The sequence below is a fragment of the Acidithiobacillus sp. HP-2 genome (genome assembly GCF_015100155.1).
Taxonomy (GTDB): Bacteria; Pseudomonadota; Gammaproteobacteria; order Acidithiobacillales; family Acidithiobacillaceae; genus Acidithiobacillus.
On sequence record NZ_JACKZA010000003.1, the window covers coordinates 1 to 12,833 of the forward strand.

Genomic DNA, 12,833 nt, shown 5'->3' on the forward strand with positions numbered 1-12,833 from the left:
CGTTGGCATAGCCGTAGACCAGAATCGCCAGGAGGGTGGCCGGGTGATAGGCCTTATGGCCACGACCCGCATATTGTTGGACCAGCAGCGAGAGATCGAGCTGATCAATGACTTCCACGATAAATCGCGCCAGGTGCCCTTCCGGAAGCCAGTCGTCCATGGAGGGGGGCAGAAGATAATCGGTCTTGCGGTCAGCATCGAGGAAGTGGGCCATAAAATCACTCATCACATTGAATCATAAGTAATTATACGATAATTTTAGGCAAAATGAAAGTCCGACAAGCTGCTAGTGTCGCCAGAATCGGTGCCGGATCTGCTAGGCCAGTGGTTTCCAGGATAACCCGCTTAAACGGCGGTAGTTCTTCGCGCTGGCGAGCGGCAAATAGCGCTAGTGTAGTGTTGCATTCTTGGTGAACCTTAAGGTTAATGATGATAAAATAGCTCCATGTTGAGGGTATGAATGGAGTCGAGCCTTGCGAGTTGCGCCCACAGTCATTTTAACCAGCGAAGAGCTGTCCGAGTTGTCCCGTATAGTCGCCTCCCGATTAAGCAGTGTCCGCTTGTCATTACGGGCACGGATGATATTGCTGGCGGCAGAGGGCTTGCAGAACAAAGAAATTGCGGAGCGCCTGGGGGTGGATCGCCTGCAAGTCGCACGTTGGCGCAAGCGTTATCTGGAACACCGCTTGTCGGGTATTGAACGCGATTTACCGCGCGGCGCCCCTCCGGTGAAAGTGGATGTGGCCCGCCTGGTAGAATTGACCACGCAGAGTAAGCCGGAAGCGATGACCCATTGGAGTACGCGCAGGATGGCGGCAGAACTGGGTGTCAGTGCCGCCAGTGTGTCTCGGCATTGGCGCAAGCATGGCCTCAAGCCTCATCTGCTGCGTGGTTTCAAGGTGTCACGAGACCCGCATTTTGTGGAAAAGCTGGAAGATATTGTGGGGTTGTATATGTCTCCCCCGGAGCATGCCTTGGTGCTCTGCGTGGATGAAAAAAGTCAGGTACAGGCCCTGGACCGGACCCAACCGGGACTCCCCCTCAAAAAGGGCCGCGCAGAAAGGATGACCCACGACTACAAACGTAATGGCACTACGACCTTGTTTGCCGCACTCAACGTGCTGGATGGTCAGGTCATCGGACAGTGTTAACAGCGCCATACCCATGTGGAATGGCTGAAGTTCCTGAAGAAAATTGATCGGCAGACGCCCAAGGACAAGGCTCTGCATTTGATCGCCGACAACTATGCGACCCATAAACGCCCGGTAGTACAGGCGTGGCTCGACAAGCACCCGCGTATTCACATGCACTTTACGCCCACTTCGGCATCCTGGCTCAACATGGTCGAGCGTTTCTTTCGGGATATCACGACCCAGCGGTTACGTCGTGGGGTGTTCACCAGTGTCTCCGAACTCATCCAGGCCATTGAGGGGTACATCGACCACCACAACACCCATCACAAACCCTTCATCTGGACCAAAACCGCCCGCGACATCCTGCAAAAGGTCATTCGCGCCAACAGCCACTTAAGCAGCAAACAGAATGCAACACTACACTAGTGGGAAAGTGAGCATAACGAGGAGACCTCCTTCAGGATGGTTGCTGAGGGATACGTCCCCACCTTGATGGCGCATCAATCGCTCGACAATAGTCAGACCGAGCCCAGTATTTGCGCCCTTGCCGGCCATAAAAAAGGGCTTGGTCACATCCGCTATTAAATGGGCTGGGATGCCTGAACCATGGTCACGGATTTTTACGATCACCCGATTCAGAGACCGGTCTACTATGAGTTGGATTTCTACCGGCCCAAGTCCGTGCTGTACAACATTTTCCAGAATATTGCTGAAAATCCTTTCGCAACCCGTTTTACCCAGATGTAGATCAGGAACCGGGACCGCTTGCAAGGACACGTCAATCGCGTGGATTTCCTGAAAGCGTTCTATGGTATTCACTATCAAAGTGACCAAATTGGTGGGCTCCAGTTTTTCTTCGGTCCCTTCCCGAACATAAGCTATAACGCGCTGAATGATCTCAACCATTTCACGAACGTTTTCGATAAGATCGTCGCGCAGGTCCGATTGACTTTTCTCAAGGAGCTCCACGGCAAGGCGCATGCGCGTGAGTGGTGTACGCAGGTCGTGGGAAACCCCCACCAGCACCAGTTCCCGCTCATCAATCAACGCATCAATTTCCGTAACAAGACGGTTGAAACGCTCAATCAACTGACGGATATCACGCGGTCCTCGCGCAATCAACGTGGATTTTTTTCACCGTGCCGGAATTTTTCCAAGCGGTCGACCAGACGAATCAGTGGACGCGTACTCTGGCGCGCGGCCAAGAAACCACCGATCAAGAAGACCAGCAGAATCGCTAACAATTGGATCCAAGGCAGCTATTTAGGAATGGCTTCGCGCATAGGCAACTTGACTTCTACAGCGCGTGGCCCAGCCCAGAACAAGCGGATAACATGTTGTGCGGGATCGGCCTCAATACGCATACTCGACCCCAGGATGCCCCTTAAATTTTGTGAGACCTGAATCAGGAATGGATTCGGCTGAGGTTGCGGCACAGGAAATTTGTCAGGATGACTAATGGGCATGTGCACACATTCGTCCGCCCCAGCGTCGAGAACGGATATGCAATCTCTTGTGCCGCCGTACTGGAAAAGAAAAAGCAACGGCGCATCAAAACCCCAGGATCTCATTCGATGAATCAATGGCTCACTATTCTGTGAGCCAAAAATCAGGCACGCACCAGGCAGGGGCATATTTTTAGGAGGAGGACCATACACCGCCGTTTTGTTCAGATGACGGAGGTCAAAGCCTCTATCCCGTAAATAGTCTGCGAGCAGCGCGGATTGGATATCTGTACAATTCACCAGCCAGAGTAATGGGTTCATTACACCACCATCCTTTCTGTCATTGAAACCCAAATTGCCTGTATGGACTGCTAGAAGAAAACGCATGCACGCGCTGTTTTTGCGCCGACGAGAGCAGCGCATCCAACTTTGTGGTCACTCGCGCCACTATCTGACCAATCATTTGGCGATCCTCCTCCAAGGCCCGGGAAAGGTCTGGAATATCCTGTTCGTGATTTCCGGTGGTAATCGCGTTGTGTAGGGCTGCACCATGTAAGAGTGACCGCTGAAACTGCCGTCGATATTGCAACCAATAGCTCCGTTTAACCAAAAATAGGAAATCCCCCGGCTCTGCCGGGGTGACAGTAGATGTTTGACATATAGGGGAGTCCATCGGAGAACCGACGTTGTGAGCCGCCAAGCACACGATGAAGGAGAAACCGATGGACGAAGGATTGAGCCTAAGGCACAGCAAGTGGGAGTGCAAATATCACATAGTATTTATTCCGAAGTGCCGACGTAGGGTGTTGTACGGTCAGTTACGGAATGATCTTGGGGAGGTATTTCGGGCTTTGGCCCGGCATAAGGAAAGCCGGATAGAAGAAGGGCATCTGATGGTAGACCATGTTCATATGCTGATTTCGATACCGCCGAAGTACGCAGTATCCAGTGTGGTGGGTTACATCAAGGGCAAGAGCGCGATCCATATAGCGCGGACTTACGGTGAACGGAAGCGTAATTTCGTGGGCCAGCATTTTTGGGCGCGTGGGTATTTTGTATCGACGGTGGGTAGAGATGAGGCGATGATTCGAGATTATATTCGCCATCAGGAAAAAGAGGATGAACGAGTAGATCAGTTGAACATATGGAGTTGATCCGGGCCACCCAGTGGTGGCGCCAAAACTGAGGGGCCGCGTTAGCGTCCCCGTTTTAAGCCGCTTTGAGCGGCTCACGAACTAAAGCTCCCGGCTTTGCCGGGAGATATTTACTTTAAGTGCTGCAGCATTGGGTTCATGAGGAGCAGATTTTGGTAACAGCAGTAGAAACATGGCATCCCGGCGGAGAAACTGCCGTCTACGGAATCATTGGTGACCCGGTAAAACACAGTTTGTCCCCCTGGATGCATCGGCTGTTTGCGCAACAACTGGGGATCGACATGGTGTATGTGCCATTTCCCGTGATGGCTGCTGACTTGCCCAAAGCGCTCAAAGGATTGGCGGCAGCTGGTGTATTGGGACTCAATGTCACGGTGCCGCATAAAGAATCCACAAAGATTCTGATGGACGAACTCAGTCCAGCCGCAGAGCAGATTGGTGCAGTGAATACGGTGCATTATAGAGCGGGCCGTTTTATGGGAGACAATACCGATGCCGTTGGATTTCAGCGGGCTTTGGAGCGTCATGCGGGGGACAGTTGGCGCTCTGGCCCCGTTCTGGTAATTGGGGCGGGTGGGGCAGCCCGGGCCATTATTTATGCCTTGGGAACGGCTGGCTGCCCCGCTATTTATGTGGCCAACCGCCATGCCGAACGCGCCGAAAAACTGGTGGCTGAATTTCCCCAATTCCCCTTGCATCCGCTTCCACTGGAACGGCAACGCATTGCCCGGATTTTGCCGCAGACACTGTTACTGGTGAATACCAGCGCCTTGGGTTTGCATGGGGAAGGTCATCCGGAACTGAATCTGGAATTGTTGCCAAATCATGGCAATGTGTACGATGTCGTCTATAACCCCTTGGAAACCCCATTGTTACGCGTAGCTCGACAATATGGGCGATGTGCAATTGACGGACTGGGTATGCTGGTGGAACAGGGAGCTGAAAGCTTCCGGATCTGGACGGGTGTTTTGCCGCAAACCCAAGCTGTGGAGGATACATTACGTCGATGGCTGCAAACCCGGAACAAATTGCTTTAACGCCCGTATTGCGGGCACTGGTCAGTAATGGGCTGGGTAATGAGGCGCAATTGGTCTCTCTTGCCAGTGATCCCGGGCGGGGGAAAAAACCATTGCTGTTTTATGCGGTAGAAAAAGGTGCTGTTTCTGCGCCAGCGCTGATGGCACACCTATCGCAGCGCTACAATATGCCGATGCTTGACCTGGATGCGGTCATGATTGATGACCTGTTGGTGCGCCGGATTGATAAAAACCTGATGAGCCGTTATTTCGTTCTGCCCCTATCCAAGCGTGGCGAGACTCTCTATCTGGCGATGGCAGATCCGACCGACTTCAAAGCTGTTGAAGATATCAAGTTCAATACTGGTTTGCAGGTTGTGCCGATACTCGTGGAAGCCAACAAGCTGATGCGCGCGGTACACCTGGCCAATAATGCCGGAACAGGAATTGATGATGTATTCCTTGAAAAGTCACCAGATGTTGATGCGGATGGTGCCCAGGAAGAATTTGATTTATCCAAGGATAGCGACGGAACTGTGGAGGATGCACCGGTGGTGCGTTTTGTGCAGCAACTGCTTTTGGACGCAATTCAGCGTGGCGTATCGGATATTCATCTGGAACCCTATGAAAAGGATTTCCGGGTGCGTTACCGCCTGGATGGGGTGTTGCAGGACGCTTTGCATCCACCATTGGCTATGCGGGATGGGGTTACGTCGCGGCTGAAGATTCTTTGTCGTCTGGATATTTCGGAGCGGCGTTTGCCTCAGGATGGACGCTTACGGGTGCGCGTGCCTCCTGCTCGGGTCATTGATTTTCGCGTGTCTTTCTTGCCAACCAGTTTCGGGGAAACCATTGTCCTGCGTCTTCTGGATCCTGCCAGTTCCAGGGTACCCATCGAACAACTGGGTTTTTTACCTGAACAACGCAAAGCCTTTGAGGAGGCTATTCACCGCCCCTATGGCATGATTCTGGTAACAGGACCTACTGGCTCTGGTAAAACCACGACTTTATACACCGCATTGAACATTCTCAATACTGGTGACTGCAATATCAGTACGGCGGAAGATCCGGTAGAAATTCCGGTGTATGGTATCAATCAGGTGAATATCAATGAGCGGATCGGCTTGAATTTTGCCGCTGCCCTGCGTTCATTTTTACGTCAGGATCCTGATATTATCATGGTCGGTGAGGTGCGTGATCTGGAAACCGCAGAAACTGCGATAAAGGCTGCCCAGACCGGACATTTGGTCTTGGCCACGCTCCATACCAATGATGCACCTCAGAGCCTGACTCGCCTGGAGAATATGGGTATTCCTACTTACAACATTGCTGGTGGGGTGCATCTGGTCATGGCTCAACGGCTGGCCCGCAAGCTGTGTATGCATTGCAAAAAGCCGGTTCGCATCCCCGATCAGGCGCTTGTGGAAGCCGGATTTGCTGCGGATGATCTGCAAGGCTGGCGCCCCATGGGTCCTACGGGTTGTGATGAATGTAATAAAACAGGCTACAAAGGGCGTACGGGGCTCTATCAGGTCATGCCAGTCAGTGAAACAATGCGCGAAATCATCATGCGGGGTGGCACCGCTATGGATCTGGCACGGCAGGCAGCCAGTGAGGGAGTGCTCACCATGCGCCAGAATGGTCTACGCAGAATCAAGGAAGGCATAACCAGTCTGGAAGAAGTATTGAGGGTCACCAATCTGCAATGAATAACTGATGCAGCACCACAAAATTCAAATTCATGGTATCTGAGTCCATCCAGCAGGACGGATCCTGGCGGCGTCTGTGGGGCGTTTCGGCTTATCGCCTGTTGATTGCCTCTGCAATTGCCATATTGGTGCAGTTACCAGTCAGTAAAAATTTCCTGGATATAGGTGCGCGCAATCATCCGCTGAGTGTCGTAACTCTCGTCGCTGCCGGGATGAGCATGCTTTATCTCTTGCTCCTGCTGATGAGATTCCCCGGCCAGGCGCGCTGGCATCTTTGGTCGCAAGTATTAGTGGACACTGTTCTGGTATTGCTGCTGCTGCATTATGGCGGTGGAATAAACGGTCCTTTCAGTATTCTCCCTTTTCTGCTGTTGGTGTCAGTAGCCAGTTTATTGCGGGGTAAGGGCGCGTTTTTATTTGTCTGGGTATTGCTGCTGCTTCTGGTGATTGAATCTTTGCAGGGTGGCATGGCAAGCGTGCACCCACTTTTTGGCCAGTTATTTATTTATATTCTGGCACTGATTGCGGTAGCCGTTCTGGCGGATAGCCTGGTGCGGAGTCTGGATCGCGGTAATCGTTTAGCCATACAACGTGACCAGGAGCTGTTCAACCTGAATGTGCTTAATCAGGAAATCGTTCAGCAGATGGATGTAGGCGTGTTGGTCCTGGATCAGTATAACCGGGTTATCCTGAGTAATCCGATTGCACGCAAACTCTCTGGTTATCGGTTTTGGGGAAATGTACCCGTTGCCATAGATCTGGTACAGGCGCGTCTGGCCGCAATGTTGATTAAAAATCAGGGTGACGACAATGAAGTCCTGGTTCCTTTGGGTTCAGGTGATCCGGCTTTAAAGGACCAGACGCAGTCGCTGATGGTGCGAAAAATTGCGCTTCCGGGAAGTCCCTTCCGTCTGCTGCTGTTAAGAGATGCTTCTGTTTTGCGGGCAATGGAGCGCGAGGCGCAACTCGCCGCATTGGGGCGTCTGGCCGCGAATATTGCCCACGAAATCCGTAATCCGCTCAGTGTCATCCGTCACGCAGCCAATCTTCTGGATGAAAGCATGGAAAATGCCAGTTCTCGCCATTTGTTCGAAATCTTGGAAAGGGAAACGGTGCGTATTAATGCCATTGTCGAATCGGTGCTGGAAATGGCGCGACCGGGACCCGCCCATCTGGAGCCCATCGCCTTATCCAGCTGGTTGCCAAAATTGATTGCCCAGCTTCAGACCGATCCGCAGTTGGCGGACATGCATGTGCTGGTTCAGGATATCTCGATGAGCTTGCTGATCTACGCGGATCCTGCACAATTGCGTCAGGTTGTCTGGAATTTGCTGCATAACACAGCCCAGTATGCCGTTGACGAAGATGGGCTGGTGCGGGTAGAAATCAGTGCAGAGCGTTATGGAAAAGAACAAATTATGCTGACGTTAAGAGATTTCGGCTCCGGTATCCGACCGGAAGTCATGGAACGTATTTTTGAGCCTTTTTTTACGACCAACTCTCGGGGTACCGGATTGGGTTTACCAATGGTGCGCGAGTTGATCCAAATGAATAGTGGACAGGTAATTTGTGAGAATCACCCTGATCGTGGTGCCGTATTCAAAATATTGCTGCCCTGTTGGGACCCCCATGAGGAGGTGGCATAATGGCGAATCGACCTGGCCCCTTGGCGTTGGTAGTGGATGACGAGCCCAGTATTGTTGAATTGTTACAGATTACTTTGCAGGGTATGGGGCTGCAGGTGTCTGGCGCAGGTTCTCTGGCAGAAGCGCATGTCCATCTATCCCATGATCTCCCCTCTCTGGTGCTGAGCGATTTACGCTTGCCAGATGGTTCAGGCATTGATCTGGTGCGACATTTGCACAATGCCTATCCACACATTCCAGTGGCCGTCATTACGGCTTATTCATCAGCGGATGGCGCTGTAGAGGCCATGCAGGCAGGGGCTTTTGACTATATGTCCAAGCCCATTGAGTTGGCGCGCCTGCGCCAGTTGGTGACCCAGGCGCTCAAGCTGAATCATCCCCGGGGCGTGGAGCAGGATGCGACGAACCGGCTGATCGGTCAGTCTTTCGTAATGCAGCAATTAAGAGCAGATATTCGCAAACTGGCCCGTAGTAATGCGCCTGTTCATATTACGGGCGAATCGGGAACCGGCAAGGAGCTGGCTGCCAGGGCTATTCATGATTCCAGCCTGCGTCATGACAAGCCTTTTGTGGCGGTGAATTGTGGGGCTATTCCGGAAGGGCTGATTGAGAGCGAATTATTTGGTGCCGAAAAGGGCGCCTATTCTGGTGCAACCCAGTCCCGCCAGGGGCTTTTCCAGACGGCTAACGGAGGCACGCTTTTTCTGGACGAAATTGCTGAGTTGCCCATGTTGATGCAGGTCAAGTTGCTGCGTGCCATTCAGGAGCGGGTGATCAGGCCGCTGGGTGGAGCGCGCGAAATTTCTTTGGATCTGCGGTTTATTTCGGCGACGCATCGCGACCTTGGCGCGATGGTGGAGGCTGGGAGCTTTCGTCAAGACCTTCTATATCGGCTGAATGTGGTGCAGTTACACATGCCGCCATTGCGGCAACGACTGGAAGATGTTCCCCAGCTGGTTGAGGCGATTCTTCAGCGCATCAATGGGCCAGGAGATCATGGTCAAGCCGTTTTGGCGGAAGATGTGCTGGAAAAGCTGCAGGAGTATGATTTTCCGGGTAATGTGCGCGAACTGGAGAATTTGCTGGAGCGTAGTCTGGTATTTCCGGACAAGAATATTCTTGAAAATGGAAATCACGTTGCTCCGAACCAAAATGCGGACCGATGTTTTTCTCCTGTTGCCCCGAAAACAGAATCCGGGGTTGCCCGTACCCTGGATAGTGCCGAAGCCGATTTGCTCCGATCCGTGCTTGCAGAGTTTTCGGGAGACCCGGTGGCAGCGGCGACACGACTGGGTATTTGTCCACAATCTTTTGCACTCAGATTGACCCGTGCCGTGACTGGGAGGGGGAGGTGACGCCACTTTTTCCCGTTGCCGAATACGTATTTGTGGGACTGTTCGGGTTGCTGATTGGCAGTTTTCTCAATGTGGTCGTGCACCGCGTTCCCCGCCGGGAATCAATCATTCGGCCTTCTTCCCACTGCCCACAGTGTGGGCATGTGCTCCGCGCCTGGGAGAATATTCCGGTGCTGAGCTGGTTATTGCTGCGCGGTCGCTGTCACGCTTGTGGTAGTTCCATCTCCTGGCGCTATCCGGCCTTGGAGTTGTTAACGGCGATATTCAGCGTAGTGGTTGCCTGGCAATGGGGATTCCGTTGGTCATTAATTCCTGCACTGCTTTTCACCTGGGCTTTGTTGGCGCTTACCCTGATTGATCTGGAAACTCAATTGCTCCCGGACCGCATTACCAAACCGGGTATGCTCCTCGGCCTGCTCATCAATGCTTCCGCTTTTTTGGGGTCGGGACTGGCCCTGACCACGCCATTGAATGCCCTCCTCGGTATTGTTCTGGGATACGGCAGCTTATGGTTGCTGGCGACCGTGTATTTGAAAATGACCGGACGGCATGGCATGGGTGGTGGTGACCTCAAGCTACTGGGTTTAATCGGAGCCTGGCTGGGTTGGCAGGCAGTATTTCTGACACTATTCATAGCGGCAATAAGCGGAGGGCTGGTAGCCATTGTTTTCCTGCTGGGCGGGAAAGGGCGGGACTATGCCATTCCCTTCGGTCCCTATCTGGCTCTGGGAGGATGGCTCATGCTGCTCTGGCCTGAGGAGATTGTGCATGCATATCTGCATTTGCTGGGAGCCTGATCCATCATGCGCATAGGACTGACCGGCGGAGTTGCCAGCGGTAAAAGTACTGTGGCGGAGATGTTGGGGGCCTTGGGTGCGCATATTCTGGATGCGGATCTCATGGCCCGTGAGCTGGTTGAGCCGGGCCAGCCGGCCTACGCGGAGATTGTCCGGCACTGGGGGCCGCAATATTTGCTGGCGGATGGTCGTTTGGATCGGTCTTTGTTGCGGGAGCGGATTTTCAGTGATCCGGCCGCCAAAAAATGGCTGGAGTCCCTGTTGCATCCCCAGATTCGCCAACTTTTTCTGGACCGCAGTCAAAGTCTGCAAAAGGACCAGCCCGAAGCGGCCATCGTCTGGGTAGTGCCGCTTCTTGTCGAAAACCATTATCAGGCGCTGCTGGATCAGGTTCTGGTTATTGATTGCCCAAGTTCTTTGCAAATTGAACGATTACAGTCGCGTCCCGGCTGGTCCAACACGCAAATTGAGGCTGTTCTGGCGGCGCAACTTCCGCGTGCCGAGCGCAATGCCGCTGCCGATTACGTCATTAACAATGAAAAAGACGTGCAGGCTTTGCATGAAGCCGTTTTGGTTTACTGGGACACAGTTCATAAAGCCCGTGGATTTGCCTAGAAAAATTGCCTGTGGCAACCTGTCAGGCAATGCCCGAAAATGGTGCATTAATTGCTGTCACTATGAACGGTTTTTACGGATAAAAAAGGACAGGCATGGCAGTTTATGAGCATCCCCTCCACGAGCGCGCCCGATTGCTGTTGCGCATGGAGAGCGTTTTTGCGCAGGTGCAGCGCATTCATGAGGGAGATTTGCGTCAGGCATTGCGTTCATATAATGAACTGCTGGATTTTTGCAGTCGACCTGAGTTGCGCCTGGATTTGATTCTGGAACTGGAGCGACTTGCGCAAAGCCTCAGTATCTGGTCCCAAAGTCCCGAGGTGGATGAGCGGCCCCTACAGGCCTGGCAGTTTCGCATCAATCAGCAACTCAAATTACTGCGCGAACATCGGGAAGCTTTTGGAGAGTTATTACGACATCAGGAAATCATTCAGCTGGCGCGGGGTCGTATGGGGGTGGCTGGTGGTTTGGCAGACTGCGACTTACCCCTGTTGGCTTTTTGGAGTCAGCAGGCGCCGGAACGCGCGAAAATGCTGCTTGGTGGCTGGGAGAAAGGGTTGGAATTATTGCAGCATAGTGTGGATTTGATTCTGGCTTTGCTGCGGGATTCCTGCGCATGGTCACTCGTGGATGCTCAGGAAGGGCGCTATGGTTCTGCCCTTGATCCGCGTCGACCGCCCTCATTGATCCGTCTGGAAATTACCGATGATATGGATTGTTACCCCAAAATCAGTGGAGGTATTCATCGTTTTCACATTCAGTGGTTGCAATGGTTGGACCAGGGTGCTGGCCGCGCGATAGAATCCACCATCACCTTCAGGCTGGGTCTGAGTGCCCTGTAGACAAATTTTCATTGCTTAATTAAAGGATCGGCGCATGCATATTGGGACTACCCTGACACAATTCATTACGGAAGAAACACGACGGCATCCTCAGGCCTCCGGAGACTTTGCTGCACTTTTGAATGATCTGGCAGTTTCCTGCAAGTTTATTGGTGCACAGGTTTATCGGGGTGCCCTGGTAGGTGCCCTGGGAAGTGCCGGGACTGACAATGTCCAGGGCGAAGTACAGAAAAAGCTCGATATTATTTCCAACGATGCCATTTTGCACGCCATGGACTGGACCGGGCATCTCGCGGGTATGGCTTCCGAGGAAATGGATGATCCTTATTCCATTCCCAATAGTGTTCCCAGAGGTAAATACCTGCTTCTTTTTGATCCTCTGGATGGTTCCAGCAACACGGACGTTGGGATCAGCGTCGGAACGATTTTCAGCATTCTCAGAGCGCCAGTTGCGGGACGGGATGCCAGCCTGGAAGATTTCCTGCAGCCGGGCGTGGAGCAGGTGTGTGCCGGCTATGCCCTGTATGGGTCCAGTAACATGCTGGTTTACAGTACGGGGCATGGTGTCAATGGCTTCACTCTGGACCCGTCCATCGGCGAATACATTCTCACCCACAAGCAAATGACCATTCCGGAAGACACCAGTGAATATGCCATCAACATGAGCAATCATCGGCACTGGCAGAAACCGGTACAACGTTATATTGATGAGCTGAACCAGGGTACAGAAGGTCCGCGCGGGCGGAATTTCAACATGCGCTGGGTGGGTTCCATGGTCGCGGATGTTCACCGCATTCTTTGCCGGGGCGGAATTTTTCTGTATCCCTTTGACCTGAAAGACCCCAAAAAGCCCGGTAAACTCAGGTTGTTGTATGAAGCCAATCCCATGTCCTACCTGGTGGAGCAGGCGGGTGGTGCAGCAAGTACCGGGACTGCACGGATTCTGGAAATACAGCCGGAGGGGCTGCATCAGCGGGTTCCCGTCATTCTGGGCGCGAAAAATGAAGTCGAACGGGTGCTCAGCTACCATCAGCACTGATTTTTTTCGGCCGAACTGAAAAAGCTCCCGATTTTGGTCGGGAGCTTTTTTGCGAGTGGTCCAGAGCGTTCCGGACCTTTAC

Annotated in this window: 12 protein-coding genes and 1 pseudogene; 10 read left to right on the top strand and 3 right to left on the bottom strand. The window is 52.8% G+C overall.

Features of this window, described 5'->3' with window-relative positions; genetic code table 11:
• A partial coding sequence (locus H7F11_RS02590) for a transposase (protein ID WP_413773184.1) occupies nucleotides 1-214 on the bottom strand: 214 nt, incomplete at its 3' end.
• 259 nt (nucleotides 215-473) lie between these two features.
• On the opposite strand from H7F11_RS02590, the pseudogene H7F11_RS02595 reads away from it, so the two are divergent.
• Nucleotides 474-1,559 (top strand): annotated as a pseudogene (locus H7F11_RS02595) (IS630 family transposase).
• On the opposite strand, the gene H7F11_RS02600 reads toward H7F11_RS02595, so the two are convergent.
• Both H7F11_RS02600 and H7F11_RS02605 read right to left on the bottom strand, forming a co-directional pair.
• The gene (locus H7F11_RS02600; RefSeq protein ID WP_193651050.1) at nucleotides 1,551-2,255 is read right to left on the bottom strand and encodes an ATP-binding protein; all 705 of its coding nucleotides are present in this window, start codon (nucleotides 2,253-2,255) and stop codon (nucleotides 1,551-1,553) included. The pseudogene H7F11_RS02595 and the gene H7F11_RS02600 sit on opposite strands and share 9 nt — an antisense overlap.
• A 137-nt stretch (nucleotides 2,256-2,392) precedes the next feature.
• Nucleotides 2,393-2,899, bottom strand: a complete 507-nt coding sequence (locus H7F11_RS02605) for a hypothetical protein (RefSeq protein ID WP_227485206.1) — start codon at nucleotides 2,897-2,899, stop codon at nucleotides 2,393-2,395.
• Between the two features lie 401 nt (nucleotides 2,900-3,300).
• Between H7F11_RS02605 and tnpA the strand changes: the two genes are divergently transcribed.
• The 9 genes from tnpA to H7F11_RS02650 all read left to right on the top strand — a co-directional run bounded on the left by tnpA (nucleotide 3,301) and on the right by H7F11_RS02650 (nucleotide 12,751).
• Nucleotides 3,301-3,732, top strand: a complete 432-nt coding sequence (gene tnpA / locus H7F11_RS02610; protein WP_193649316.1) for an IS200/IS605 family transposase — start codon at nucleotides 3,301-3,303, stop codon at nucleotides 3,730-3,732.
• 152 nt (nucleotides 3,733-3,884) lie between these two features.
• Nucleotides 3,885-4,769: a shikimate dehydrogenase gene (locus H7F11_RS02615; RefSeq protein ID WP_193649725.1), complete on the top strand. Its 885-nt coding sequence runs from the start codon at nucleotides 3,885-3,887 to the stop codon at nucleotides 4,767-4,769.
• Nucleotides 4,739-6,457, top strand: coding sequence for a type IV-A pilus assembly ATPase PilB (gene pilB, locus H7F11_RS02620; protein ID WP_193649726.1), 1,719 nt, complete (start codon nucleotides 4,739-4,741; stop codon nucleotides 6,455-6,457). The genes H7F11_RS02615 and pilB overlap by 31 nt, the downstream gene beginning before the upstream one ends.
• A gap of 32 nt (nucleotides 6,458-6,489) precedes the next feature.
• Entirely contained in the window at nucleotides 6,490-8,103 is a 1,614-nt protein-coding gene (locus tag H7F11_RS02625) for a two-component system sensor histidine kinase NtrB (RefSeq protein ID WP_193649727.1), read from the top strand.
• On the top strand, nucleotides 8,103-9,458 hold the full coding sequence (locus tag H7F11_RS02630; protein ID WP_193649728.1) for a sigma-54-dependent transcriptional regulator: 1,356 nt from the start codon (nucleotides 8,103-8,105) through the stop codon (nucleotides 9,456-9,458). Before H7F11_RS02625 ends, H7F11_RS02630 begins: the two co-directional genes overlap by 1 nt.
• Entirely contained in the window at nucleotides 9,455-10,255 is an 801-nt protein-coding gene (locus H7F11_RS02635; protein WP_193649729.1) for a prepilin peptidase, read from the top strand. Before H7F11_RS02630 ends, H7F11_RS02635 begins: the two co-directional genes overlap by 4 nt.
• Before the next feature lie 6 nt (nucleotides 10,256-10,261).
• Nucleotides 10,262-10,870 (top strand): dephospho-CoA kinase, encoded by a 609-nt coding sequence (gene coaE / locus H7F11_RS02640; protein WP_193649730.1) that lies wholly within the window; start codon nucleotides 10,262-10,264, stop codon nucleotides 10,868-10,870.
• A gap of 95 nt (nucleotides 10,871-10,965) precedes the next feature.
• Complete coding sequence (gene zapD, locus H7F11_RS02645; protein WP_193649731.1) at nucleotides 10,966-11,712, top strand: cell division protein ZapD; 747 nt, start codon at nucleotides 10,966-10,968, stop codon at nucleotides 11,710-11,712.
• A 34-nt stretch (nucleotides 11,713-11,746) separates the two neighbouring features.
• Nucleotides 11,747-12,751 carry a class 1 fructose-bisphosphatase gene (locus tag H7F11_RS02650; protein ID WP_193649732.1) on the top strand — a complete coding sequence of 335 codons (1,005 nt, stop codon included), beginning with the start codon at nucleotides 11,747-11,749 and terminating at the stop codon, nucleotides 12,749-12,751.
• The last annotated feature ends 82 nt before the right edge of the window (nucleotides 12,752-12,833 follow it).